The sequence below is a fragment of the Xanthomonas sacchari genome (assembly GCF_024266585.1).
Classification (GTDB): Bacteria; Pseudomonadota; Gammaproteobacteria; order Xanthomonadales; family Xanthomonadaceae; genus Xanthomonas_A; species Xanthomonas_A sacchari_C.
Genome location: NZ_CP100647.1, coordinates 3,832,637 through 3,858,765, shown reverse-complemented (window position 1 = coordinate 3,858,765; position 26,129 = coordinate 3,832,637). Strand labels below are relative to the sequence as shown.

At 69.8% G+C, this 26,129-nt stretch carries 17 protein-coding genes and 1 pseudogene; 9 read left to right on the top strand and 9 right to left on the bottom strand.

The genetic code is table 11. The annotated features are described in order from the left end of the window. The first annotated feature begins 1 nt into the window (after position 1). Positions 2 to 574 (top strand): phosphatase PAP2 family protein, encoded by a 573-nt coding sequence (locus NKJ47_RS16050; RefSeq protein WP_254458822.1) that lies wholly within the window; start codon positions 2 to 4, stop codon positions 572 to 574. A 124-nt stretch (positions 575 to 698) separates the two neighbouring features. After that, positions 699 to 1,193, top strand: a pseudogene (locus tag NKJ47_RS16045) (DUF6496 domain-containing protein); the annotation flags it as partial. 590 nt (positions 1,194 to 1,783) lie between these two features. Here NKJ47_RS16045 and NKJ47_RS16040 read toward each other — a convergent pair. Further along, positions 1,784 to 2,134, bottom strand: coding sequence for a nucleotide pyrophosphohydrolase (locus tag NKJ47_RS16040; RefSeq protein ID WP_254458821.1), 351 nt, complete (start codon positions 2,132 to 2,134; stop codon positions 1,784 to 1,786). Between the two features lie 177 nt (positions 2,135 to 2,311). Between NKJ47_RS16040 and NKJ47_RS16035 the strand changes: the two genes are divergently transcribed. The 5 genes from NKJ47_RS16035 to NKJ47_RS16015 all read left to right on the top strand — a co-directional run bounded on the left by NKJ47_RS16035 (position 2,312) and on the right by NKJ47_RS16015 (position 6,711). Further along, positions 2,312 to 3,475 carry a zinc-dependent alcohol dehydrogenase gene (locus NKJ47_RS16035; protein WP_254458820.1) on the top strand — a complete coding sequence of 388 codons (1,164 nt, stop codon included), beginning with the start codon at positions 2,312 to 2,314 and terminating at the stop codon, positions 3,473 to 3,475. A 215-nt stretch (positions 3,476 to 3,690) separates the two neighbouring features. Continuing rightward, positions 3,691 to 4,671, top strand: a complete 981-nt coding sequence (locus NKJ47_RS16030; protein WP_254458819.1) for an acyl-CoA dehydrogenase — start codon at positions 3,691 to 3,693, stop codon at positions 4,669 to 4,671. Next, positions 4,659 to 5,423 carry a PIG-L deacetylase family protein gene (locus NKJ47_RS16025; RefSeq protein ID WP_254458818.1) on the top strand — a complete coding sequence of 255 codons (765 nt, stop codon included), beginning with the start codon at positions 4,659 to 4,661 and terminating at the stop codon, positions 5,421 to 5,423. Before NKJ47_RS16030 ends, NKJ47_RS16025 begins: the two co-directional genes overlap by 13 nt. Further along, positions 5,420 to 6,016, top strand: coding sequence for a class I SAM-dependent DNA methyltransferase (locus NKJ47_RS16020; protein WP_254458817.1), 597 nt, complete (start codon positions 5,420 to 5,422; stop codon positions 6,014 to 6,016). The genes NKJ47_RS16025 and NKJ47_RS16020 overlap by 4 nt, the downstream gene beginning before the upstream one ends. Next, positions 6,013 to 6,711, top strand: coding sequence for a glycosyltransferase (locus tag NKJ47_RS16015; protein ID WP_254458816.1), 699 nt, complete (start codon positions 6,013 to 6,015; stop codon positions 6,709 to 6,711). The genes NKJ47_RS16020 and NKJ47_RS16015 overlap by 4 nt, the downstream gene beginning before the upstream one ends. A 761-nt stretch (positions 6,712 to 7,472) precedes the next feature. On the opposite strand, the gene NKJ47_RS16010 is transcribed toward NKJ47_RS16015, so the two are convergent. The 3 genes from NKJ47_RS16010 to NKJ47_RS16000 all read right to left on the bottom strand — a co-directional run bounded on the left by NKJ47_RS16010 (position 7,473) and on the right by NKJ47_RS16000 (position 11,817). Beyond that, entirely contained in the window at positions 7,473 to 9,569 is a 2,097-nt protein-coding gene (locus NKJ47_RS16010) for a catalase (protein WP_254458815.1), read from the bottom strand. A 374-nt stretch (positions 9,570 to 9,943) separates the two neighbouring features. Then, positions 9,944 to 11,443: a M81 family metallopeptidase gene (locus NKJ47_RS16005; protein WP_254458814.1), complete on the bottom strand. Its 1,500-nt coding sequence runs from the start codon at positions 11,441 to 11,443 to the stop codon at positions 9,944 to 9,946. 5 nt (positions 11,444 to 11,448) lie between these two features. Then, entirely contained in the window at positions 11,449 to 11,817 is a 369-nt protein-coding gene (locus tag NKJ47_RS16000) for a RidA family protein (protein WP_254458813.1), read from the bottom strand. Positions 11,818 to 12,027: 210 nt separating this feature from the next. Here NKJ47_RS16000 and NKJ47_RS15995 point away from each other — a divergent pair, with 210 nt between their 5' ends. Together NKJ47_RS15995 and NKJ47_RS15990 are read left to right on the top strand one after the other, a co-directional pair. After that, positions 12,028 to 12,921 carry a MurR/RpiR family transcriptional regulator gene (locus tag NKJ47_RS15995; protein ID WP_254458812.1) on the top strand — a complete coding sequence of 298 codons (894 nt, stop codon included), beginning with the start codon at positions 12,028 to 12,030 and terminating at the stop codon, positions 12,919 to 12,921. An 11-nt stretch (positions 12,922 to 12,932) separates the two neighbouring features. Beyond that, the gene (locus NKJ47_RS15990) at positions 12,933 to 14,012 is read left to right on the top strand and encodes a D-TA family PLP-dependent enzyme (protein ID WP_254458811.1); all 1,080 of its coding nucleotides are present in this window, start codon (positions 12,933 to 12,935) and stop codon (positions 14,010 to 14,012) included. A 100-nt stretch (positions 14,013 to 14,112) separates the two neighbouring features. On the opposite strand, the gene NKJ47_RS15985 is transcribed toward NKJ47_RS15990, so the two are convergent. The 5 genes from NKJ47_RS15985 to gcvP form a co-directional block, all read right to left on the bottom strand. Next, positions 14,113 to 16,629 (bottom strand): TonB-dependent receptor, encoded by a 2,517-nt coding sequence (locus NKJ47_RS15985; RefSeq protein WP_254458810.1) that lies wholly within the window; start codon positions 16,627 to 16,629, stop codon positions 14,113 to 14,115. Between the two features lie 189 nt (positions 16,630 to 16,818). After that, positions 16,819 to 18,249: a sodium:solute symporter family protein gene (locus NKJ47_RS15980; protein WP_254458809.1), complete on the bottom strand. Its 1,431-nt coding sequence runs from the start codon at positions 18,247 to 18,249 to the stop codon at positions 16,819 to 16,821. Continuing rightward, positions 18,246 to 20,606 (bottom strand): beta-N-acetylhexosaminidase, encoded by a 2,361-nt coding sequence (locus NKJ47_RS15975; protein ID WP_254458808.1) that lies wholly within the window; start codon positions 20,604 to 20,606, stop codon positions 18,246 to 18,248. Before NKJ47_RS15975 ends, NKJ47_RS15980 begins: the two co-directional genes overlap by 4 nt. Positions 20,607 to 21,159: 553 nt before the next feature. Next, positions 21,160 to 22,971 (bottom strand): alpha-L-fucosidase, encoded by a 1,812-nt coding sequence (locus tag NKJ47_RS15970; RefSeq protein WP_254458807.1) that lies wholly within the window; start codon positions 22,969 to 22,971, stop codon positions 21,160 to 21,162. Between the two features lie 280 nt (positions 22,972 to 23,251). Beyond that, positions 23,252 to 26,113 carry an aminomethyl-transferring glycine dehydrogenase gene (gcvP, locus tag NKJ47_RS15965; RefSeq protein WP_254458806.1) on the bottom strand — a complete coding sequence of 954 codons (2,862 nt, stop codon included), beginning with the start codon at positions 26,111 to 26,113 and terminating at the stop codon, positions 23,252 to 23,254. Positions 26,114 to 26,129: the final 16 nt, after the last annotated feature.

Below are 26,129 nucleotides of genomic sequence, written 5' to 3'. Positions count from 1 at the left end.
CATGTGGTCCGACATCAGCAACTTCGGCGACGCGGCGATGACGCTGCCGCTGGCGCTCGTCTGCGCCCTGTGGCTGGCACTGGGTGGCGGCGGTTGGCGTGCCGCCGGCACCTGGCTGGGCCTGCTGGCGACCGCCGCGGTCCTGGTCGGGGCGACCAAGATTCTCTACGCCGGCTGCGGCGTGGAGTTGCGCGCGCTGCAGTTCCGGGTGATCAGCGGGCACACGATGCTTGCTGCCTGCGTGTGGCCGATGGCGTGCATGCTGTGCCTGCGCGCCCGCCCGCGGCCGCGACTAGCAGTCGCCTGCGGGTTCGCCATCGCCAGCGTGATCGCCGTCGCCCGCGTCTACGCGCAGGCGCACAGCCTGTCCGAGGTCGTGGCCGGCGTGCTCGTCGGGGCCGTGACCACGATCTGCTATCTGCAATGGCGCGGCGCGCCGCAGCTGCCGGCGCGCCTGCGCCTCTACGCCCTCGTTTCGGTGGCGCTGGTGTGCGCGCTGCTGTACGGACGCCACGCGCCGATCCAGCACGCCATCCAGACCTACTCGCCGGCGCTGTGCGGTCGCGACGGCTGATCGCGCCCTCGCCGGCGTGCAGGCCTATGCACGTGCGCTTCGCCTGTCGTATGCCTGCTCTTGACCTGCGCATTGCTACACCCGGTGCCGATGGCCGTCGTGGCCGCTTTCAGGAGATGCAACGATGCCGGAGCAATCCACCACCACCCGCGCGCGTCGTGCAAAACGCGAGGGCAAGGCCGACTCCACCCAGGCCGGCGAGTTCGTACGCGAGGAAATCGATCGTGTGCGCAACGGCAAGACGCAGGTGAAGTCGACCAAGCAGGCGATCGCCATCGGCCTGTCCAAGGCGCGCCGGGCCGGGGTCAAGACCGGCGCCTCGAAGACGGCGTCGAAGGCCACCAAGAAGAAGGTCGCGCAGGAGGAAGCCAAGGGCGACAAGCCGGCCAAGCCGTCGCCGACGCGTTCGCGCGGCGCCAAGAAGGCGCTCAAGACCGCCAGCAAGGGCAAGACGGCGCGGCAGACCGTGGGCAGCGAGGCGCTGTCGACCCAGACCAAGCGCGCCGCGAAGAAGCGCAGCGCCAGTAGCCGCTCGGCGGCCGCGAAGAAGGCCGCACAGAGCAAGGGCACGACGGTGCGCAAGGCCGCGGCGAAGAAGGCGGCGCAGACCCGGGCGAAAAAGGCCGGCACGCGCACGTCCGCCGCGAAGCAGCGCGCCGCCAAGACCGCCTCGGCCAGGAAGACGACGGCCAACAAGGCCGCAAGCAAGACCGTTTCGGCAAAGAAGACGGCGACGAACAGGACGGCGTCGAAGAAGGTCGCATCGAAGAAGACTGCATCGAAGAAGACGGCGTCGAAGAAGGCCGCGTCGAAGAAGACGGCATCCAAGCGAGCGACGGCCAGGAAGACGCCAGCGAAGAAGAGCGCCACGCGCGCGAGCAGCAAGCGCGCCAGCAAGACGACGTCCGCGCGCAAGGGCAGTCCGCGCACCCGCGCCTAGCCGCCATATGCCGCGCCGTGGCGCATGCCGGGCACCTCTCATCGCGCAGGGACGTGCCGTGTGGGAGCGGCTTCAGAACACCTCTAATCCCTAGGAGACGCATCCTGTAGGAGCGGCTTCAGCCGCGCCCGCGACGTTCCCCGTAAGTCCGTCGCGGCTGCAGCCGCGCCCACAGCGCAACCCGCATCCGGCGCGTTGTCGCGGACCCAGGTGATGGGCGCTGGCCTGTCGTCGCCGCGCGTCAGCCGCCGCCGCGCGCGGCCGCGCGCCTACAGTTCGGTGTACTTGGTGATGCGGCCCTTGGCGCGCTCCACCGGGTACTTGGCGGCATTGACCTGCATCTTGCGCTGCGCGGCCTCGATCGGATCGATGCCCAGCTTGTCGCACAACTGCACCAGATACAGCAGCACGTCGGCGATCTCGCTGCCGACCTGCTGCGTCTTGTCCGCGGACAGTTGCCGGCTCTGCGCATCGTCCAGCCACTGGAAATGTTCCAGCAGTTCCGCCGCTTCCACCGACAGCGCCGCGGCGAGGTTGCGCGGGCTGTGGAACTGGCCCCAGTCGCGCGCCTCGGCGAAGGCGCGCTGGGCGGTCTGCAGCTCGTGGAGGCTGTCGGGCATGGCATCGGCTCGCAGTGGGGACGACGCATGGTAATGCAGCGGCCGCAGGTGCACGCAAGGCGCTGCCTGCAAGGTACGCAGCGCAGTCGCGACATCAGACTCACGGCATGGTCACCGCCGCTGTACGCCGCGCATCGCAACACTGCCCGTACGCATTCGTAGACGAGGACAACGCCCATGCAAGCTCTGACCTATCACGGCACCCGGGACGTGCGCGTGGAAACCGTTCCCGATCCGGTGCTGGTCGAGGCGGACGACATCATTCTGCGCGTCACCGCCACCGCGATCTGCGGCTCGGACCTGCATCTGTACCGCGGCAAGATCCCCGAGCTGCACAATGGCGACGTGCTCGGGCACGAGTTCATGGGCGTGGTCGAAGAGGTGGGCGTGGACGTGCAGCGGGTGAAGAAGGGCGACCGCGTGGTGATCCCGTTCGTGATCGCCTGCGGCGAATGCTTCCATTGTCGGCTGACCGAATACGCCGCGTGCGAGACCACCAACACCGGCAAGGGCGCGGCGCTGAACCAGAAGGGCATCCGCCCGCCGGCGGCGCTGTTCGGCTACAGCCATCTGTACGGCGGCGTGGCCGGCGGCCAGGCCGAGTACGTGCGCGTGCCCAAGGCCAATGTCGGCCCGCTGGTGGTGCCGGACGTGCTGCACGACGAGCAGGTGCTGTTCCTCTCCGACATCCTGCCCACCGGCTACCAGGCCGCGGTCAATGCAGGCGTACGCCAGGGCAATACGGTGGCGATCTTCGGTGCCGGCCCGGTCGGGCTGATGACCGCGGCCTGCTGCCGCATGCTCGGCGCCGAGCGCATCTTCATGGTCGATCGCTATCCGTACCGGCTGGACTTCGCCCAGCGCACCTACGGGGTGATCCCGTTGAACTTCGAGGAGATCGAGGATCCGGCCGACGTCATCGTCGGCCAGACCGACGGCCGCGGCGTGGACGCCAGCATCGACGCGGTGGGCTTCGAGGCCAAGGGCAGCACGGTGGAGACGGTGATGGCCACGCTGAAGCTGGAAGGCAGCAGCGGCACCGCGCTGCGCCAGTGCATCGCCGCCACCCGCCGCGGCGGCACCGTCAGCGTGCCCGGCGTGTATGCCGGCTTCATCCACGGCTTCCTGTTCGGCGACGCCTTCGACAAGGGGCTCAGCTTCAAGATGGGCCAGACCCACGTGCAGCGCTTCATGCCGGAACTGCTGGAGCACATCGGCGAGGGCCGGCTGCGCCCGAACGAGATCATCACCCATCGCCTGAGCTTGGCCGAGGCGGCGCAGGGCTACGCGATCTTCGACAAGAAGGAGCAGGACTGCCGCAAGGTGATCCTGACGCCGTAACCGGTGCGCCGCGCCACCGCTCCTATGCACCTGGGCGTGGCGTGGCGTGGCGCAACAGGCCGGATGCATGAACGCTCAGAGGAGGCGCGCCAAGGTGGCATGCACACACGGTGCACGCGCGTGCTGCTGTGATGGCTCCATTCCTCGCAATGCCTTCCACGTTCCACAGCACGGCCAGTGTCCGTGCTGCCTTACGCCTTGCAGAGAGGATTCGATTGGCCGCATTGCGTTCCCCCACTGCCCTCGGCGATGCCGACGACCTGCGCGGCGCCGCGCTGCAGGCGCTCGTGCGCTATCCGCAGCTGCCGTTCCCGGGGGGCGGCGACACCCTGGATCGCTGGCGGATCCTGGCCGAGATCGCCGCGACCGACGTGTGCCTGGCCAAGGTGCTGGAGGCGCATTACGACGCACAGGCGATCCTGGCCGAACTCGGCGCGGTGGCGCCGCCGCCGGGGCAATTGTTCGCGGTGTGGGCCGCGGAGGCGCCGGATGCGCGCCTGGCCTATCGTGGCGCTGCGCAGCGTGGCGAGGTCTCCGGCCGCAAGGCGTGGTGCTCCGGTGCCGGCTTCGTCGACCACGCCCTGCTCACCGCGCATGCGGCCGAACGCCCGCAGCTGGTTCAGGTGAATCTGCGAGATCCCGGCATCGCCATCGATACGCAGGCCTGGGCGGCGGTCGGCATGGCCCGCGTGGTCAGCGGGCCGGTGACGTTCGAGGCGGTGCCGGCGATTGCAGTCGGCGCGCCGGACCAATACCTGCAACGCCCCGGGTTCTGGCATGGCGGCGCCGGCATCGCGGCCTGCTGGTACGGCGCCGCGTGCGCAGTGGCCGAGCGCCTGCGCGCGCATCCCAAGCTGCAGCGCGATGCGCACGCGGCGATGCACCTGGGCGTGATCGACCAGCAGCTCGGCGCGGCGCGCGCGCTGCTGCGCGAACTGGCCGCGGCCATCGACGCCGCGCCCGAACAGGCGCATCGGCACGCGGTGATCCGGCTGCGTTCGTTCGTGGAGCGCGCGGCCACCGACGTGCTCGATCGCGTCGGCCGCGCGCTCGGGCCGGCGCCGCTGTGCAGCGACCGCGAACACGCGATGCGTTGCGCCGATCTGGCGCTGTTCGTGCGGCAGAGCCATGCCGAGCACGACTGGGCCGCACTCGGCCAGGCGCTGGGCGAGCAGGTGCGGCCATGGCGGCTGTGAGCGCGGCGCGGCCGCAGATCCATGGCGACGGCACGCCGGAGTCGGCATGGCGGCGCTCGCCGTGGTTGGCGTCCCTGCCGCAGCGCCCGGTCGAGGATCTGATCGCCGGCGCAGCACGGTTGGTGGTGGTGTCGCCGCATCCGGACGACGAGGCGCTGGGCTGCGGTGGCGTGGTCGCCTGCGCGCGCCGCTTGGGCCTGCCGGTGCGCCTGATCGCGGTCACCGACGGCGAAGCCTGCTATCCGCACGACCCGCACTGGACGCCACAGCGCCTGCGCACCGTGCGCCGCGCCGAACTGGCCGCCGCGGCGCGCTGCCTGGGCGTGGATCCCGCCACGATCGAGCATCTGGGCCTCCCCGACGGCCAGGTCGGCCGGCATGCGTCGGTGCTGGCCGAGCGTCTGCAGGAACGGTTGCAGCCAGGCGACCTGGTGCTGACCACCTGGCGCCACGACGGCCATCCCGATCACGAGGCTTGCGCCGGGGCGGTGCGCGATGCGGTGGCCGCCAGCGCATCGCGCATGGCCGAGTTCCCGGTCTGGGCCTGGCACTGGCTGCAGCCCGACGCGCCGCCGGCCCTGCACGGTGCGGTCCGCTACGGTCTCGGCGACGCCGACTGGCGCGCCAAGCAACAAGCGCTGCAGTGCTTCGCCTCGCAACTGGGCACCGCGCCGCCGCCGGTGCCGGCGCCGATCCTGCCGCCGCAGGTCCTGCAACGTTTCGCTCGCCGCTTCGAGGTGGTCGTCGCATGAACGCGCTGCAGGCCTATTTCGGTGCGATCTACCGCGACGACGACCCGTTCGGCTATCGCGAGCGCTGGTACGAGGCGCGCAAGCGTGCGTTGTTGCTGGCCAGCCTGCCGCGCGCACGCTTCGCTCGGGCCTGGGAACTCGGTTGCTCCAACGGCGAACTGACCGCGGCGCTGGCGCCGCGCTGCGATGCGCTGCTGGCCACCGACCTGTCCGAGCGCGCGGTGGCCCTGGCGACCCAGCGCACGGCCGGCCTGCCGCAGGTGCAGGTGCGGCAGGCCGAGCACCCGCGCAGTTGGCCGCCGGGCCGTTTTGACCTGATCGTGTTCAGCGAAGTCGGCTACTACCTGCCGTTGCCGCAGTTGCAGGACTGCGCCCGGCGCCTGCGCGCCTCGCTGAGCGAGCAGGGCGTGCTGGTCGCCTGCCACTGGCTGCACCCGTTCGCACAGGCCTGCATGGACGGACGCGCCGTGCAGGCCTGTCTGGCGCAGGCCCTGGAATTGCCGCGCCTGTTCCGCTACGAGGACGACGACGTGCTGCTCGAAGCCTGGAGCGCCACGCCGTATTCGGTGGCCGCGGCGGAGCGGCTGCGGTGATCGCCGTACTGATTCCGGCGCACGACGAGGAGGTGCTGATCGGCGCCTGCCTGCGTTCGGTGGCGGTGGCCGCGCAATGTGCCGGCCTGCATGGCGAGGCGGTGCAGGTCTTCGTCGCCCTGGACCGCTGCCGCGACGGCACCGCCGAGATCGCCGCCGCCCATGGCGCGCACGCCATCGCGCTGCAGAGCGGCAATGTGGGCAGCGCGCGCGCGGCCGCGGCACAGGCGGCGCTGGCCGCCGGCGCGCGCTGGCTGGCCTGTACCGATGCCGATTCCGTGGTGCCGGCGAACTGGCTGTCGGCGCAGCTGGACTGCGCCAGCGATGCGTTCTGCGGCATTGTCACGGTCACCGACTGGGACGACTACGGCACGCCCTTGCGCGAGGCCTATCTTGCCGGCGAATGCCGTCGCGACGACCACCCGCACGTGCACGGCGCCAATCTGGGCTTTAGCGCCGAGCTGTACCTGCGCTGCGGCGGCTTCCTGCCGCTGGCCGCGCACGAGGACGTGGCGCTGGTGGAGGCGATGGTGCGCGCGCAGGCGCGGATCGCGCGGCGTGCGCAGCCGGTGGTGATCACCAGCGCGCGGCGCGTGGCGCGGGCCCGGGGGGGCTTCAGCGACTACCTCAAGCAGATGGAGCGCCGCCTGGCCGACTCGTTGCTGCCGGCGGCCGACGGCGACGTCCTGGTGTGAGCCCCCACGCGCCTGACCGCACAGGCGACGGGATAGGCGATGGGCACCGGTGCGTAATGCGCCTACCGCCGCGGCGCCGCTTCAGGCGGGCGGTGCGGCGGCGCCGCCCGCGGGGGGAGGGGGGCGGACCCTGTGGAAGTGTTGCGGCGCACCATCGACGCGGTGGCCATGTTCTCCCGGGCCGGGGATGCCGGCCGGTGCGACAACGCTGCCGGGAAACCGGCGTACCGTCCGTCGCGTGCCCGTCAAAATTCACGCCCGCTTCACCTGGGATGACGCTGGACGGGCCACGCTCGGGTTCGGGATAAGTTTTTGCCGCCGTGCGCGCCGGGCGGCCGCGCAGAAGCCGCTTCCTTGCTTCTTGTCAAGTGCGTGACATTCCTTTTTGTTCTGAATCAATTACTTGGCTGTCTGGCCGAGGTGAGGGCCGCCGTGCGCCGTTGTCCACAGGGGGTGTGGATGACTTCTGCATAAAGGTGTGGATAACCCCGACGCCGGCCCGTGACACAACAGTGTCAAGAGGGGTGGCGAAAAATTGACCAGGCCGTTGTCGGCAGCCTGCCGAGGGGCCGATGGCCCGCCTCGATCGGTGGCCGCGCGCGTGGGGCGAGCCGGGCCAACGAGGGCGCGCCGGTGCCGGAGCGGGGGGCATCCCCGCACCGCCCGGGTGCCATGGCCGCGTTCGATTCTCGAAGGGCCGGCCAGCGTGGCAGCGCGGCCACGCCCGCGGAGTGCGGGCGTGGCGCGGGGCGCAGCGCCCCTCAGGCGAGCAGGCGCAGCTTCGGTTCGCGGTTCCACTGACGGGTTTTGGCGGCGGCAATGAAGCCCTTGCTGTCGCCGGCGTCGACCACTCCGGTATCCTTCTGCACGTTGCCGGCCTTCAGCAGTGGCTGCGCGCCGGCGTCGGCGGCGATCGCCTTGAGGTGGGCGAAGGCGTTGCTGACGAAGTCGATGGCCGCCGACTCCTTGCTCAGCCGCTTGCCGGCCTCGGCCGACAGCACCACCGCCACCGCGTCGAACACGAACGACGGCGTACCGGCCAGCTGGCCGTCGGCGGCCAGGCGCTTGCCGTCGCTGAGAGTGGCGCCGCCCAGCTTCGGCGCGACGATCTTGACCGCCGCACCGGCGTCGGTGGCGGCCTTGCGCAGGTCGCGCACCAGTTTCGCGTCCGAGCCATCGTCGATCAGGATGCCGATCGCACGCCCCTGCAGGGTGGGCTTCATCCGCCCGATCAACTGCAGCGCCGGCGACAGCGGCAGGTCCTGCGGCGCGACCGCGGCCGGCGGGGCCGGCGGCAGCGTGTTCAGGCCCAGGCCGTCGGCGACGCGCTGCGCCAGCTTGGGGTCGACGTGGCGCAGGTGCCCGACCACGGCCTCGCGCACGTGCGCGGTGTCGACCTTGGACAATTCGAACACCAGCGCCGAGGCCACGTGCGCCTGCTCCGGAGGCGTCTGGCTGCGGTAGAACAGCCGCGCCTGGCTGTAGTGGTCGGCGAAGCTCTCGGCCCGCACGCGGCCCTTGGCGCCGTCGTCGGGCTGGGTGCGGTGGCTGACGAAGCCGCGCGCGGTCTCGCGCGGGCTGTCGGCCTGCAGCGAGCTGGGTTCGTAGGCGACGCGGCCCTTGGGCACGCCCATCTGCATGTGCCCGTCGCGCTGCATGTTGGCGAACGGGCACTTGGGCGCGTTGATCGGCAACTGGTGGAAGTTGGGCCCGCCCAGGCGGCTGAGCTGGGTGTCCAGGTACGAGAACAGGCGGCCCTGCAGCAGCGGGTCGTTGGAGAAGTCGATGCCGGGCACGATGTTGGCCGGGCAGAACGCCACCTGCTCGGTCTCGGCGAAGAAGTTGTCCGGCCAGCGGTCCAGCACCATGCGCCCGACGATCTGCAGCGGCACCAGCTCTTCGGGGATCAGCTTGGTGGAATCCAGGTGGTCGAACGGGAAGGCGTCGGCCTGCTCCTCGGTGAACAGTTGCACGCCCAGCTCCCATTCCGGGAAGTCGCCGCGCTGGATCGCCTCGAACAGGTCGCGGCGGTGGAAGTCCGGATCGGCGCCGGCCAGCTTCACCGCCTCGTCCCAGATCGTGGATTGCAGGCCGAGCTTGGGGCGCCAGTGGAACTTGACGAAGGTGCTGCGCCCTTCCGCGTCGAGCAGGCGGAAGCTGTGGATGCCGAAGCCTTCCATCATGCGCAGCGATCGCGGGATGGTGCGGTCGCTCATCGCCCACATGATCATGTGCAGCGACTCGGGCATCAGCGACACGAAATCCCAGAACGTGTCGTGTGCGCTGGCCGCCTGCGGGAAGCCGCGGTCCGGCTCCATCTTCACCGCGTGGATCAGGTCGGGGAACTTCAACGCGTCCTGGATGAAGAACACCGGGATGTTGTTGCCGACCAGGTCCCAGTTGCCTTCCTTGGTGTAGAACTTGACCGCGAAGCCGCGCACGTCGCGCGGCGTGTCCACCGAGCCGGCGCCGCCGGCGACGGTGGAGAAGCGGGTGAACACCGGCGTCTTCACCCCGACCTCGGTGAGCAGCTTGGCGGTGGTGTACTTGGCCAGCGAGGTGGTCAACTCGAAGTAGCCGTGCGCGGCGCTGCCGCGCGCGTGCACGATGCGTTCGGGGATGCGCTCGTGGTCGAAGTGGGTGATCTTCTCGCGCAGGATGAAGTCTTCCAGCAGGGTCGGCCCGCGCGGCGTGGCGCGCAGCGAGTTCTGGTTGTCGGCGACCGGGATGCCCTGGTTGGTGGTCAATGGCGGATGCGTGCCGCCGGCCTGCTGGTGCAGTTCGTCGCCGTGGCCGCGCTGGTCGGCGGTGGCGGTGGTGGAAACGGAATCGCTGGGCTTGCGCTTGCTGCTGGCCATGGAAGATCGCTCCGATGCGGTGGCGGAAGAGACGTCGCGGTGCCATCGCGGTGCGCGTCGGCACCGTCAGCGACGGAAGTCCCGATCCTGGGCGGCGCGGCGTTAACGAGCCGTGCAACGCGACCACTTGTCTACCGACGGCAGACACGCAGGTGCCGGCGCATGGTGGCCGGGAACACGGCGTGAATCGCCATGGCGCGACGCATGCCGCTGCAATGATGTGGACACGCAGGCGTGCCGATTGACGCACACGGACAACGGCGGGAAGGGGCTGGCACGGTGCGAAACGCGGCACGGCGGGCGCCGCATGCCATCGCCACTGCGCGGCCGGCGCCGTGGCACGCTCCACCGGTCGCGCCCGGCGGAGGTTGCTCTCAGCGCGCCGCGATGACGGTCGCGTCCAGGTGGTGCGGATCTTCCGCGCGTGGCCAGATCGGACGCGTCAGCTTGCGATAGTCGGTGCGGCGCGGATCGGAGGGATACGGGGCGCCGGCGTCGATGTAGATCACCTTGGCGGCGATGGGGGCGAACGCCGCATGGAAGTGATTGGTCGACTTGACCAGCAGCAGCGACTTGCCGGCGACGTCCACGCCCTGGTTGGAGAAGACGTCCGGCGAATAGGTCTGGGCGCGATGCGAGGTCAGCACGACGTCGATCCGGCTGCCGCACAGGCGCACGGTGGCCGAGCTGCCGAGCGGCACGCGGCTGTCGCCGAAGCTCTGCCAGGCATCCTGGGACAGCGCGATGACTTGCACGTCCGCATCGATGGGTGCCCCGGCGGTGGCGCCGCACTTGCCGCCGAAGCGCAGCGTCAACTGCGCGCCGACGCCGGCGGCGTGGCAGAACGACACGGCGATCGGATCCCACAACGGCGCCAGCGCCAGGTCGTCGATGCCGCGTTCGAGCATGCGGTGCAGGATCAAGGTGCCGTCGCCGGCCACGCCGCCGCCCGGGTTGTCCCAGACATCGGCGACCACCACCGGACGGCCGGATCCCGCGGCGACGGCCTGCAACGCCAGGTCGAGGCCTTGGTCGATGCCGTACTGGCGCACCATGGTGCGCCCGCGCAGCGCGAACAGTTCCTCGCCCAGCGTCCGCGCCAGTGCCAGCCCCTGCGCCTGCGCATCGTCGGTCACGACCAGCACCTGGGTTCCCATGTCGGGGACGTCGCCGGCCATGAAGCCGTGGATCACCGAGATCGACAGGATCCGGTCGTGGCCCTGCAAGCGCTTGAGCCGGTCCACGAAGCCGCGCATCGGCTCGATGCTGGTGGGGAACACGTCGATCATCCGGCAGTCGAACACGGCCTGGCGCGGACGGATGCTGCCGGCCACGGCCTGCAGGGTCAGCTCGACCAGATGCTCGGCGCGTTCGACGAAGTCGGTATGGGGAAATTCGAGGAAGGCGGCCAGCAGATCGGCGCTGCGCACGCGCAGCGGCGTCAGGTGGCTGTGCGGGTCGAGTTCGGCGGCCACGATGGTGTCGGCGCCGACCAGCGCCCGGACCCGTTGCAGCAGATCGCCTTCGCAATCGTCATAGCCCTGCGCCACCATCGCGCCATGCAGTCCGAGCACCACGGCCTGTACCGGCAGCGCCTGGCGCAGCTGCTCGAGGATCTCGTCGCGCAGGTGTTCGTAGGTGGCGCGTTGCACCATGCCGCCGGGTTCGGCCCATGCGGCGGTGCCTTCGATCAGCTCGAAGCCCTCCGCGCGCGCGCGCTGCCGCAACACGGTGATGGGGGCCGAACACAGGGTCGGGGTCGGCGGGTGCTGGCCCGGCCCGGCGTACAGGCCGGCGCGGAAGCTGGCCATGTCGGTCGGCACCGGCGAGAACGTGTTGGTCTCGGTCGCCAGCATCGCGGTGAAGATGCGCATGGTGCTCACTCCTGCGGAGCGTAGGCGATCGCCTCGATCTCGACCTTCGCATCGATCATCAGTTGCGCCGCCAGCGTGGTGCGCGCCGGCGGCAGCTGCGGGAAGTACTCGCGGTAGGCGGCGTTGAACGCGGGGAAGTCGGCGGCGTCGGTCAGCACCACCAGGGTCTTGACCACCTGCTGCAGGCCGCAACCGGCGGTGGCCAGCACCGCCGCGAGATTCTCCAGCACCTGCCGGGTCTGCACCTGCACGTCGCCTTGCACCAGGTGCCCGGCGGCATCCACCGGCACCTGGCCGGAAGCGAACACGAAGTCGCCGGCGCGTACCGCCGGAGTGAGTGGAACGTGGGATTGACCGTAGTGGGCGATAGACATGGCGGACGCTGTGGGGAGAGGGCGACGGCGCATCCTACAACGTCTTTTGCAAAAAAGTAAAATATGGAAATTGTCTACGCTGAAAGCCCGAAATTATTGATTCATATCTTGTAAAAAATTAAAATTCAGAGGGGCGCCGTGTCCCGGCGGCGCGCTGCCGCGCGGTGCTCGCATATGCTGCTCGCCCTGGCTTCACAGAAGGATCGGATCGTGGCGGAACCCCTGTCGGACATCATCGTGCAATTGCGCCACGTGGCGACCTCCGGAAGCCGGGCCGAGCGGCGCCTGGCCGAGCTCTGTCTGGCGGACATGCGGTTCGTGTCGATGGCCTCGATCGTCGACCTGGCGGCGCGCGCCGACGTCAGCCTGCCCAGCGTGACCCGGTTTTGCCGCAACCTGGGATGCGCCGGCGTCCGCGAGTTCAAGTTTCGCCTGGCGCAGGCCGAGGCGATCGGCGGCGTCTACCTGGACAGCCAGGCGCAAGCGGCGCCGGCCACGCCCGGCGATGCCGGGGAGATCGCCGGCAGGGTCGCCGCTGCCGCGGTGGCGGCGATCGAGATGGTGGCCGAGCGGGTCGATGGCGCGTTGCTGGAGCAGGCCGCCGCCAGGCTCGCCGCGGCGCGTTCGATCCTGGTGTTCGGTTCCGGCGGTTCGTCGTCGATGGCCGCGGTCGAACTGCAGAACCGGCTGTTCCGGCTGGGGCTGGCGGTCACCGCGCAGAGCGATGGCGAACTGCAGAGCATGAACGCGGCGATGGCCGATGCGCAGACCGTGGCGGTGGCGTTCTCCATCTCCGGCCATGCGCGCTCGGTCAACGAGGCCCTGGCGATCGCGCGCCACTACGGCGCCTTCACCCTGGCCGTCACCGCGCCCGGTTCGCCGCTGGCCGAACACGCCGAAATGGCGCTGACCTTCGAAGGACCGCTCGATCCGGATCTGTACAAGCCATCGCCGACCCGCTACGCGCTGCTGGCGCTGGTCGACATGCTGGCCACCGCGACCGCCGAGGCCTGCGGGCCACGCGTGTTCGAAGGCCTGCGGCGCATCAAGCAGACCGTCAACACGCTCAAGATCAACGACCCCCGATTGCCCATCGGCGACTGAAACAGGATCGCATGAACCGCTCCGAAGAGACCCTCGATCGCCTCGAGACCCCCTGCGTGCTGATCGACGTCGACCGCGTCCGCGCCAACCTGGCGCGGGCGCAGGACTACGCGGACCGGCATGGATTGAAGCTGCGCCCGCACATCAAGACCCACAAGCTGCCGCTGTTCGCGCAATGGCAGTTGCAGCTCGGCGCGGTCGGCATCACCTGTCAGAAGCTCGGCGAGGCCGAGGTGATGGCCGATGCCGGCATCACCGACATCCTGTTGAGCTACAACGTGCTGGGCGCGGCCAAGCTGCAGCGGCTGCGGCGCCTGGCCGCGCGGGTGCGGTTGAAGACGGTGGCCGACAGCGTGCCGGTGGTCGATGGCTACGCCGCGATCTTCGCCGGGGCGCCGGCGCCATTGCCGGTGATGGTGGAGTGCGACACCGGCGGCAAGCGCTGCGGTGTGCAGGATCCGGCCGCGGCGCTGGCCTTGGCGCGGCACATTGCGGCGCAGCCGGGGCTGACGTTCGCGGGGCTGATGACCTATCCGGCGGCGGGGGCGGATGCCGGCGCGCACGCGGCGCAGTGGTTGCGCGAGGCCGTCGGCCTGCTCGAGCAGGCGGGACTGCCGCCGCCGGACGTTTCCAGCGGCGGCACCCCGGACGTGTGGTCGGCGCATTGCGGCGGCGTGCTCAGCGAGTATCGCCCGGGCACCTACATCTATCTCGACCGCTACCAGGTGGCCCGTGGTGTCGGCACGCTGGAGGATTGCGCGCTGAGCGTGCTGACCACTGTGGTCAGCATCCCGGTGCCGGAACGGGTGATCGTCGATGCCGGTTCCAAGGCCTTGACCAGCGATCTGCTGGGGATGGACGGCTACGGCTGCGTCGATGGCTATCCCGATGCCCGCATCGCCGCCCTGAGCGAGGAGCACGGCATCCTGGACTTCAGCGCCTGCGCGCGCCGGCCGGCGCTCGGCGAGACCTTGCGCATCTATCCCAACCACGCCTGCCCGGTGTCCAACCTGTTCGACGAGGTGCAGTTGATCAGCGGCGGGCGCTGGCTCAGCAGCGTGGCGGTGGCCGCGCGCGGGCGGGTCGACTAGAGGCCCGGCGCCGAACGGGGCGGCAGCGGCTGCTGCGGCCCTGCGAGCCGCGCATGCCGGCGGTGGCGCCGGCATGCGCGGAGGTCTCCGTGGGACCTCGTCAGAACTTGAAGCGCAGGTTGGCGTCGTAGACGCGGCCACTCTTGTAGATGAGCATCGGTTCGCTGGGGGAGCCGTTGTAGTTGTAGTACTGCTCGTCGAGCAAGTTGCTGGCGTTGAAGTCCAGCTGCAGCGCCGGGGTCAACTGGTAGGACACGGACACGCCCAGGTTGGTGTAGGCGTCGGTCATCAGTTTCGCGCCGACGCGGCCGATGCCGGTGAAGTACTTCGAGCGCCAGCTGCCGGTCACGCGCACGCTCCACGGGCCCTGCTCCCAGTACGGAGTCACGTTGATCGCATTGCGCGAGTTGTAGGGCAGGTTGTAGTCCACCGAGGCCTTGGCGTCGGAGAAGGTGTAGTTGGCCATCATGCCGAAGCCGTAGCCGAACGTGCCCTGCCAGGCCACGGACAGGCCCTTCACGGTGGCGTCGGCGGCGTTGTACGGACGGGTGGTGGTATAGGTGTTGTAGCCGCCGCTGGTGGTGTTGTAGAGCACTTCGCTGGAGGTGCGGGTCACCACGTAGGACGCGATGTCCTTGTAGAACATGTCCACCGACAGCAGCGCATCGTCGGCGTAGTACCACTCCAGCGAGGCGTTGAAGTTGTTGGACTGGTACGGCTTCAGGTTCGGGTTGCCGCCGCTGGCCGACAGCACGGTGTCGTTCTGCGAGACGCTGGGGGCCAGGTCCTGGTAGCGGGGCCGGGCGATGGTCTTGGCGGCGGCCAGGCGCAGCAGCAGGTCCTCGCGCAGGTCGTAGACGAAGTTGGCGCTCGGCAGCCATTTGCCGTAGCCCTGGCTGACCGCGACCGGTGTCGCCGAGCCGCTGGTGAGAACGGTATAGCCCGCCATGTCGTCGGTGGTGCGCGCGTAGCGCACGCCGATGTTGCCGCGATAGCGTTCGCCGGAGAAATTGCCCTGGAGGTAGGCGGACGTGTTGATCTCGTGGATCGCGTAGGAGGACGCGTAGTTCTGCTTGTAGGCGCCGCCGGCGGCGGCCTGGTCCAGGCGGGCGATCATCGCCTGGCGGTCGATCAGCGTCCAGTTGCGCATGTCCGGGCTGGCGCTGATTCCGGACAGGTAGTCGCTGTCGGTCATGCCGGAGGCGACGTCCGCCAGCGAGACGGTGCCGGTGGCGCGCAGGTTCTGCGACCACACCGTCTGCGTGTTGCGGTGGTCCTCGCGCTTGGCGCCCCACAGCAACTGGTAGAACGGCCCGAGCTGGAGATTGCGGGTAAAGTCCAGTTGCAGGTACTTCTCCTGGTCGCTCAGCGGGGTCCTGCCGATCCCGCCGAGGTAGCTGCCGTTGCCGACCTTGATCGCCGACGGCACGCTCGGTGTCGCGTAGTCCAGGCTGACCTTGTCGCCATCGATGGCGTAGCGGTAGCCGTTGTACTCGGGCAGTTCCATGAAGTACTGCTTCTGCACGCCGCCGGTGGACTTGGTGGTGCCGACCACGGCGCTCATGGTCCACGCGTCGCCGTGGAAGTCCATCTGCCCGGTGACCGCGCTGGTCTTGACGCGGGTCATCTTGTTGGTGGCGTCGTGCTCGGTGACGGCGCTGTTGCCGAAGCTGCCGCTGGTGGCCACGCCGTCTTCGATGCCCAGCGCGGTGGCCGCGCCGGGGCTGGCGGCGGCATAGGAGTAGCGGCTGTTGTTGAAGTAGGTGTAGTCGGCATCCACGTAGAGCGCGTTCACGTTGAATTCCAGCTGGTCGCTGGGCTTGAACTGCAGGTCCACGCTGCCGGTGTCGCGCTTGCGGTGCTGCTTGATCAGGCCGGTGCTCACCGAGTTGGGATAGACGGCGTTGCCGGCATTGGCGGCCAGGTTGGCGGGGAAGCCGGCGCCTGCCACCTTGGGGTAGCCGTAGACGTCGATGCCTTCGCGCTGGATCCACTCGTCGCGATGCATGTAGGAGGCGAGCACGCCGAAGGTCCCGGCCTCGTTCTTCCAGGAGTACAGCGCCGAACCGTTGGGCCGGAAGCGGTCGGAGCGGTCGTTGTAGCCGACCCCGGCCGAGCCGGTGACGGTGTTGGCGTCCATGTCCAGCGGCTTGCGCGTGTGCAGGATCACCGTGCCGCCGACGCTGCCTTCGACGATGCGCGCCTCCGGCGTCTTGTACACCTCGGCGGCGGCCAGCAGTTCCGGCGCCAGCGTCGAGTAGTTGAACGTGCGCGTCTGCGAATAGCTCGCGCCACCCCAGTCGGTGGAGGCGACGGTCTGTCCATTGAGCAGCGTGCGGTTCAGTGCCGGGTCGGTGCCCTGGATCGAGACCTTCTCGCCTTCGCCGTAGGCATAGTCGACGGTCACCCCGGGCACGTGCGACAGCGATTCGGCGACGTTTGCGTCGGGGAACTTGCCGATGTCTTCGGCATTGATCGAATCGACGATGGCATCGGCGCTGCGCTTGTTGTCGATCGCCTTCATGAGGCTGCCGCGATAGCCGCTGACCTGGATGGTGTCCAGCGTTTGCGGCGCCGCGGGAGTGGCATCGGGCGAGGCGCCGGCTGAAGGGGTCACCGTCTGGGCGTGGCCACTTTGGTGGAGAAGGGCCAGCGCAGTGGCCAGGGCAAGCGGAGCGATACGAGGTGGCATAGCGGCTTCCAGGAAGGACGACGGAGGGTGGAGGGGCTTCGGCCGCGGGGCCGAGGCGGGGTGCGCTGCAGGGCGGGCCCTGCAGCGGCATTCGGGGTGGGCAGGCGGTCGGCGTCAGTCGGGGGTGGGGTGGACCTGTGGCGGTGCCGGTCGGCGGCGCGCGGGGCCGATCAGGCTGGCGCCGATGCCGGCGGCGCTGGCGACGGCCAGGCCGGGGATGCAGGGGTTGCCCCAGAACGCGTTCCAGGCCGGATGCAGGCCGATCGCGATCGAGGCCAGCGAGCCGCCCAGCAGGCATGCGACCGCGCCCTGCCAGGTGAAGCGGCGCCAGAAGCGGCCGAGCACGGCGCACACGCACAAGCCGCTCATGACCGTGGCGATCATCGTGCCGATGTAGCCGATGATGTCGTTGGACAGCAGCGCCAGCAGCAGCGCGAGCGCGATCGTGGCGACCAGCCCGACGCGCGAGGCGGCCACCGTCCGCTCCTGCGCGAGCGGCCGCCCGCGCACCATCGCGTACAGGTCGCGGGTGAGCACCGCCACGCCGGCGATGGCATCGGAACTGGCGCTGGACATGGTCGCCGACAGCCCGGCCACCAGCAGCGCCAGTCCCAGCGCCAGCGGCAGGACGTCGGTGGCCAGCGACGGGAAGGCGAAGCCGGGATCGGTCAGGCCGGGCACCAGTTGCCGCGCCGCCACGCCGACCATGGCCGGGATCGCCGAGAACACCAGGTACAGCCCGCCGGTGAGCAGGAACGAATGCCGCACTGCGGAGACCGAGCGCGCCGCATAGATGCGCTGGCGGAACGCCGGCGATGCCAGCACTCCGACCGCGATCACGCAGACCAGCGACAGCGCCGGCAGTGCGCCGATCCGCCGCCAGCCCAGCAGGCTGGCCGCGGCCGGGTCCAGCCCGGCGCCGAGCGCGTCCATCCCGCCGATCCGGGCCAGGACGTAGATCGCCATCAGGACGAAACCGCAGAACACGATCAGCGCCTGCAAGGTATCGGTCCAGGCCACGGCGACGTAGCCGCCGATCACGCAGTAGGCGCCGAAGCCGAACGCCACCAGCAGCTTGGCCAGGGTCAGGTTGATGCCGGCCATCCAGGCCAGGTAGACGCCGCCGCCGAGGATCTGCGCGCCGAGCCAGCCCACGCAGGCGACATAGGTCAGCACCGCGACCAGGCGCGCCACCAGCGGATGGTCGTCGACGTAGTGCGCCAGTTCCTGGCTCATCGTGGCGAAGCGCTGCGCGCGCGCCGGCGCGAACCACTGCGCCAGCGCCAGGATGCCGAGTGCGCCGCCGATGCCGTACAGCGCGCCAGCCCAGCCGTTGGCGTAGGCGTAGCCCACCGCGCCCATGCTCGAGCCGGTGCCGACCATGGTGCCGACCGTCGAGCCGATGGTCAGCAGCGGAGACATCCGGCGCCCGCCCAGCAGGAAATCTTCGCCGCTGCCGCGATGATGGCGCGAGATCCAGACGCCGAACGCCAGGGTCACCAGCAGGTAGGCGAGGAACGTGGCGAGGAACAGGCTGTGGTTCATTCGGCGGCTCCGGCGTGGTCGGCCCCGTCGCGCGGGGAGGGGCGGGTGGCCGGTTCGATACGGACCCGGTCGATGCCATAGAGCGGGCCATCCAGCGGCGCGGCGACGATCAGGCACACGTCCGTCTCCGCCGCGGTGGCCGGCAGCGGCGCATCCAGGGAGAAGCGCACGCCGGGCGCGCTCTCCTCCGGCAGCGGCAGGCTGGCCAGCAGCGGGCCGTCGCAGGCGTGGCCGCGTGCGCGCACCAGCAGGCGATTGCCCGAGGTGCCGGGCGGGTGGGCGGTGCGCCGCGCCAGTTGCGGCCTGGTCAGTCCGAAATTGCGCGCCAGTCGCGCCAGTTCCACATGCAGGCGGGCAGGGTCGCGCAGCGCGGCCCCGGGATAGATCCAGCACGCATCGAACAGGTCCACGTCGTAGACCGGCGTGCCGGGCGCGCCCAGGTCGGGCAGCAGCGGCAGGCGCAGGCGCAGGCCATCGTCGCGACAGGGCAGCAGGCGGTTGCTGGCGCGGGTGTACAGCCAGTCGCGGTCCAGCCGGAACGTGCGCGGCGCCGACAGCGGCGTGCCATCGTCGGCAAAAGCGGCCGCGCGGACCTCACTGCCCCAGGCGAGCCGCAGCGGTCCGGTCGCGCGCGGCGAGGCCGGGCCGGGCGCACTGCCGTCGAGCGTGTAGCGCAATTGGCCGAAATCGGCCTGGTTGCCCAACTGCAGGGTTGCCGGCAGGCCGGCATGGACGCGCGCGGTCTCCGGGACGGGGGCGGCGACCGCGAAGGCGCTGTCCGCGGCCTCGATCCCCTGCAGGCGGTAACGCCGCAACTGCACGACCAGGCGTTGCAGGAAATCCGGCCAGTCGCGCGTGGAGGCGGGCGACCACAGCACTTCGGACAGCGCATCGATGCGCGGATACAGCGCGTGCTCGAGCTGCCAGGGCTCTACCAGGTACTCGCTCCACAGCTGCGCCTGGGCGCCGAGGATGTGGGCGGCGGTCTGCGCATCCAGCGTGGCGGGCACCGGATCGAACGCATACACCTTGGCCAGCGGCTGGATCTTCAGGCGGCCGGCCGGCTCGTCCGCGAGATTGCTCTGCAGGTTGTCGAAGTACAGGTCCGGCGACGGCGCCAGCACGGCGTCGTGGCCCATGCGCGCGGCCTGAAGCGCGCCGTCGACGCCATGCCAGGACATGACCGTGGCGTCCTTGGGCAGCGCGCCCTGCAGGATCTCGTCCCAGCCGATCAGGCGCTTGCCGTGCGCGTGCAGATACTGCCCGACCTGGTCGATGAACCAGGATTGCAACTGGTCCTCGTTGGTGATGCCGAGCTGGCGCATGCGCGCCTGCACCGACGCCGAGCGCTCCCAGCGATACTTCAGCGCCTCGTCGCCGCCGACGTGCACGTAGCGGCCGGGGAACAGCGCCATCACCTCGTCGAGGATGTTGCGGACGAAGTCCAGGTCGGCGTCGTCGACCCCGTAGAGATAGTCGTGGATGCCCCAGGTGTTGGCCACGCCGGGCGCCTCGCCGCCGCCCACGTGTTGCGGATACGCCGCGGCGGCGGCCTGGGCGTGCCCGGGCATGTCCAGTTCCGGCACCACCTGGATGTGGCGGGCCTGCGCATACGCCACCACGTGGCGCACCTGTTGCTGGGTGTAGAAACCGCCGTAGCGGCGACCGGTGCCGGCCTCGCCGGGTGGCACGCGCCAGGCGCCGATGTCGGTGAGCGCGGGATAGCGCAGGATCTGCAGGCGCCAGCCCTGGTCGTCGGTCAGGTGCCAGTGCAGCACATTGAGCTTGTGCAGCGCCATCTGGTCGAGCAGGCGTTCGATCGTGGCCACGTCCTGGATGTGGCGGGCCGAGTCGAGCATCACGCCGCGCCAGCGCAGGCGTGGCCAGTCGCGCAGCTCCAGGCTGGCCAGGGTGATGCTGCCATCGGCCGCGGGCGGGTTGGCGCTCAGCAACTGCCACAACGACACGGCGGCATAGAACAGGCCGGTTTCGCTGCGCGCGCTCAGCGTCGCGCCCTGCGGGTCGATGCGCAGGCAATAGCCTTCCGGCTGCGCGACCGTGCAGGAGGAGTCCACGCGCAGGCGGATCTGCGCCGCGGCGCTGGTGTCCGCGCCTGCGCGCTGCGGCAGCGGCAGGCGCTGCGTGCGTTGCAACAGTCCCCGCAGAAAGCCGGCGACCCGTGCGGCCGCCGGATCGGTGGGATCCACCTGCAGCGCGGTTGCGTCGTGGATCCGGAGGCTGCCGGGCAGCGCTGTCGACTGCGCGGGCGCGGGCAGCACGGCGGGCGCGGCGGCCTGCGCCGCCAGCGGCAGCGCGGCGGCCAGCCACAGCGCGGCATTGCGCAGGGCGCGCAGCATCCGCACGGCCGGGTGGCGGCGCGGCGGTGCAGCGGTCGGAACACACAAGCCCTTGCCAGTCATCGTGAACCCCCTTGGGTTGATCGGCGCAGCGGCGCTTCCTCCGGAAGGCGCCGCCACGCATCGCGAATCCGCCGCGATGCGTCTCTCACTCCCTCGTCCCCGTTGTTGATGCCGTGCGACCGGCAACAACTCCCCCTGCTGGCCGGCTTGCGCCGTCCCGCTGCGCCCGTTCCGGGCGTGTCCATTGCGTTCTTTGCCGGTGTCTCCCACAGCCGGCAACCCGAGTCTGTAAGAGCCGCGTGAAGCTGTCAATAGTTATTTTAAAAATTTACATGAAGGTGGTGCTTTCCTCTCGGGATGGCCAGAATCACTGGAAAAAAGCCGAAATTTTGACGTTTGCAGCAGGGGTGGTAGCGGTTCCGTTACTTTCAATTATTCTCTTTTCTGCGCGTGCGAGAGGCCGCGCCGGCGCGTTGCCTTGGCTGTGCCGGGGCCGCGCGGGTGGCGTCGCGGCGACGGCCGAAACGTGCCCGGGCGCGGCGTACTGTCGCTACCGGGCGGGGATGGCGACCACGTCCCCGTAGAGGCTCAGCAGCGGATGCTTCAGCAGTGCGCGGAACTCGTATGCGTGGCCCTTCTGTGGCGAGAAGCGCGCGCTGTAGGTTCCGGGGGCATCGGCCGGCATCAGGTCGAGCGCGTGCCAGCCCTCCTGGCGGCTCTCGGTGTCCTCGCCGGTGATGTCGCGATAGTCGAATCCGAACTGCGCGCCGTGCGCCGCTTGCGCATCGCGCCATGCGCCGCGCAGCGTCGTGGTGCCGTCGGCATGCACGATGGGCGCGAGCGTCGTCACCACCGGTGGCACGAATGCCTCTTCCACGTCGGTGAGCTTGATCACCGACGGGTATTCCCAAGTGTCGCTGTCGCGCAGCCGCTGCGCGCGCATCACGCGGATGTGCAGGCCGTCGGCCGCCTGCCGCAACGTGCTGCGCGGCTGCAGCTCCGGCCGGTACTCCACCAGCCGGTCGCTCTGGCCCAGCACGCTGACCGTGGTCCTGGCCGTCGCGCGCACGGTCTTCAGCACGAATTCCCGCCACGTTCCGCGACGCCAGGGCTGCGCGCCCTCCTTCCCGTCGTCGACGATCACATAGAGGGCGTGCCGGTCCTTCGAGCGCGTGTACCAGAGGTCGCCTTCGTTGGTCACCGTCCACGGCCGAACGCCATAGATGGCATCGCCGTTGATGAAGAGCCATGCGCCCAGCGTGCGCAGGTTCTGCTCCTGTTCGATCGGCAACGAGCCATCCGCGCGCGGGGCGATGTTCAGCAGCAGGTTGCCGCCGCGCGCCCGGGTCTGTACCAGCAGGCGGATCAACTCGCCTGGCGATTTGTAGCGTTCGTCGCTCGGCTGCCAGCCCCAGGCCGTGCCCATCGTCATGCACGATTCCCAGGCCCCCGGCAGTGCGGCGCCGGGAACGTTCTGCTCCGGCGTCTCGATCGCGCCGCGGGTGACGATGCTGTCCGGCTGCGCGTTCCAGGCGATGTCCTTGAGCGCCTTGGATTCGCCATCGAAGAACACCGTGGCGATCGGCCCATACTGCGTCATCAGTTCGGTCATCTGCGCCCGGTCCAGTTGCAGCAGCCCGGGGTTGTTGCTCGGCTGCACCGCATCCACGCGCCGGTTGATGTCCTTGCCGTTCTGATAGAGCCAGTGGAAATCGTCGGGCGAGAAGTAGATGCCCGGCGGCACTCCCTGCTTGCGGAAGGCATCGAACAGCTGCCGCGTCGTGTCCTGCGCATACGGCGTGTGCATGATCGAGAAGTCGGTGGTGTGGGTGTCCCACATCGCGAATCCGTTGTGGTGCTTGGTGGTGAACACCATGTAGCGGAAGCCTGTCAGCCTGGCCAGGCGGGCGAGCGCGTCGGGGTCGAAGTGGGTCGGGTCGAAGGTCGCGGGCAGTTCCCGGTAGAACCGGTCCTGGTACTCCTTGCTCGAGCCGGCCAGCGAGTGCGAGATGATCAGCCCGAGCTGGGCGTCCACGCTCCAGTGGATGAACAGGCCCAGCCCCTGGTCGCGAAACCACTCCAGGCGTTCGGGTTTGTTGCCAGGCGGCTCGCCAGCGGCGGCGGGTGCCGCCAGCAGGGCGGCGAGGGCAAGGCATGCAGCGAGACGGATGGACACGTGCGTTCTCCTGGCGGGCCGGGCGACGCGCCCTTGCGGGAGCGCCGCCGCATGTCGCGGACTTGCCGCGGTGGGTGCCGCTGCGATGTGTCGATCCGCGCTCCCTTGCGGCCAACGCAGCGGCCACGGCGCCCCGTGCCGGCCGGCATGCGCCGTCCTGCTGGACCCTGCCAGGGTCGCCTCCATCCGGGTGCCGGGCCTCCTCCATGCCCGGTGCATCCGAGTCTGTCGCGGGCGCGCGGCGGCTGTCAACTTTTTTTTAAAAGTTTACATTCCGGGTGGGGCGTTCAGTCGTTTGCCGGGCCGGGCTTCTAGCGGCTGTATGCCCTGCTTGGAGAGGGGCGGGCAGCGCCTGTAGCATGAAGTTTGCTTTTTTTACATTTCTCGCAGGCGTGGGAGCGTGACCGCCCAGTAACGAAAAACCCCGCCGAAGCGGGGTTTTCGAAAGGGCGAGCCGCGGTTCCGGTCAGGCTTCGGTCGCTTCCTTGTACGCGTCCACCGGGATGCACGCGCACATCACGTTCTTGTCGCCGTAGACGTTGTCCACGCGCGCCACCGGCGGCCAGTACTTCTGCTGCTTCAGGGTCGGCAGCGGGAACGCGGCCAGCTCGCGCGGATAGGCGTGGGTCCACTCGCTGGCGGTGACCTGCGCGGCGGTGTGCGGGGCGTGCTTGAGCGGGTTGTCCTCGCGGTCCAGGCGGCCGTCCTCGATCGCGGCGATCTCCTCGCGGATCTGGATCATCGCGTCGATGAAGCGGTCCAGCTCGTGCTGCGATTCGCTCTCGGTCGGCTCCACCATCAGCGTGCCGGCGACCGGGAAGCTCAGCGTCGGCGCGTGGAAGCCGAAGTCGATCAGGCGCTTGGCGATGTCCTCGGCGCCGATGCCACTGGTCTTCTCCAGCGGGCGCACGTCGAGGATGCACTCGTGCGCGACCAGGCCGTTGCGGCCGGTGTACAGGGTCTTGTAGTACGGCGCCAGGCGCTTGGCGATGTAGTTGGCGTTGAGCAGCGCGACCTGGGTGGCCTTGCGCAGCCCGCGGTTGCCCATCATGGTGATGTACATCCAGCTGATCGGCAGGATCGAGGCGCTGCCGAAGCTGGCGGCGCTGACCATGCCGACCTCGCCGTCGCCGCCCAGGGTCTTGGGCAGGTACGGCGCCAGGTGCGCCTTCACCGCGCACGGGCCGACGCCGGGGCCGCCGCCGCCGTGCGGGATGCAGAAGGTCTTGTGCAGGTTCAGGTGCGACACGTCCGAGCCCCACTTGCCGGGCTTGGCCAGGCCGACCAGCGCGTTCATGTTGGCGCCGTCGGTGTAGACCTGGCCGCCGTGCGCATGCACCGCCTCGCAGATCGCCACCACGTCTTCCTCGAACACGCCGTGGGTGGACGGGTAGGTGATCATCAGCGCGGCCAGGCGCTCGGAATACTTCTCGGCCTTGGCGCGGATGTCGGCGACGTCGACGTTGCCGTTGCTGTCGCACTTGGTCACCACCACGGTCATGCCGCACATCTGCGCCGAGGCCGGGTTGGTGCCGTGCGCCGATTCGGGGATCAGGCAGATGTCGCGGTGGCCTTCGCCGCGGGCGCGGTGATAGGCGCGGATCGCCAGCAGGCCGGCGTACTCGCCCTGCGCGCCGGAGTTGGGCTGCAGGCTGACCGCGTCGTAGCCGGTGCACTCCACCAGCATCGCTTCCAGTTCGTCGATCAGCTGCTTGTAGCCCACGCTCTGCTCGGCCGGGGCCAGCGGATGGATCGCGCCGAACTGCGGCCAGGTCACCGGGATCATCTCGGCGGTGGCGTTGAGCTTCATGGTGCAGCTGCCCAGCGGGATCATGGTGCGATCCATCGCCAGGTCCTTGTCGGCCAGCGCGCGCATGTAGCGCAGCAGCTCGTGCTCGCTGTGGTGGGTGTTGAACACCGGGTGCTGCAGGAACGCGCTGTGCCGCAGCAGCTGCGGCGGCAACGCGTCGGCGGTGGCGGCGTCGAGCGCGTCGATGTCGGCCTGGGCGCCGAACAGCTGCGCCAGCGCGACCACGTCGGCGCGGGTGGCGGTTTCGTCCAGGCTGATGCCCAGTGCGGTGCTGTCGATCGCGCGCAGGTTGATGCCGGCCGCACGCGCCTTGGCGTGGATGGCCGCGGCGTCCACACCGGTGACGTGCAGGGTGTCGAAGAAGCGTTCGCCGACGGCGACGCCGGCGCCGCGCAGCGCCGCGGCCAGGATCGCGGCCAGGCGGTGGGTACGGCGGGCGATGCGGACCAGGCCCTCGGGGCCGTGGTACACCGCGTACATCGAGGCCATCACCGCCAGCAGCACCTGCGCGGTGCAGATGTTGGAGGTGGCCTTCTCGCGGCGGATGTGCTGCTCGCGGGTCTGCAGGGTGAGGCGGTAGGCGGGGTTGCCGGCGGCGTCGATCGACACGCCGATCAGGCGGCCCGGCATCGAGCGCTTGTAGGCGTCGCGGCAGGCCATGAACGCGGCGTGCGGGCCGCCGAAGCCGAACGGCACGCCGAAGCGCTGCGAGTTGCCGACCACGATGTCCGCACCCCATTCGCCGGGCGCGGCGATTAGGGTCAGCGCGAGCAGGTCGGTGGCCACCGCGACCAGGCCGCCTTGCGCATGTACCGCGTCGGCCAGCGCCTGGTGATCGCCGATGTGGCCGAAGCTGTCCGGATACTGCAGCAGCACGCCGAAGCACTCGGCCTGCAGCGCTTCCTCCGGCGTGCCCACGCGCAGCACGATGCCCAGCGGCTCGGCGCGGGTGCGCAGCAGTTCCAGGGTCTGCGGGTGCACCGCGTCGTGCACGAAGAACGTGTCGGACTTGGACTTGGCCGAGCGCTTGGCCAGGGTCATCGCCTCGGCCGCGGCAGTGGCTTCGTCCAGCAGCGAGGCGTTGGCGATCTCCATGCCGGTGAGGTCGGCGCACATGGTCTGGAAGTTGATCAGCGCTTCCATGCGGCCCTGCGAGATCTCCGCCTGGTACGGCGTATAGGCGGTGTACCAGGCCGGGTTCTCGAGGATGTTGCGCAGGATCACCTTGGGCGTGTGGGTGCCGTAGTAACCCTGGCCGATGAAGCTGCGGAACACGGTGTTCCTGTCGGCGATGGCACGGATCTTGGCCAGCGCCTCCTCCTCGGTGATGGCGTCGGGCAGCGCCAGCGCGGCCGGCGACTTGATGTTGCCGGGCACGATGGCGTCGGTCATCGCCTCCAGCGAGTCGTGGCCGACGGTGCGCAGCATGTGCGCGATCTCGGCGTCGTTCGGGCCGATGTGGCGCTCGATGAAGGCGCAGTGGTGTTCGAGGTCGCGCAGCGAAGAGGTGTGAGACATGGCAGTCGTCCGGCTG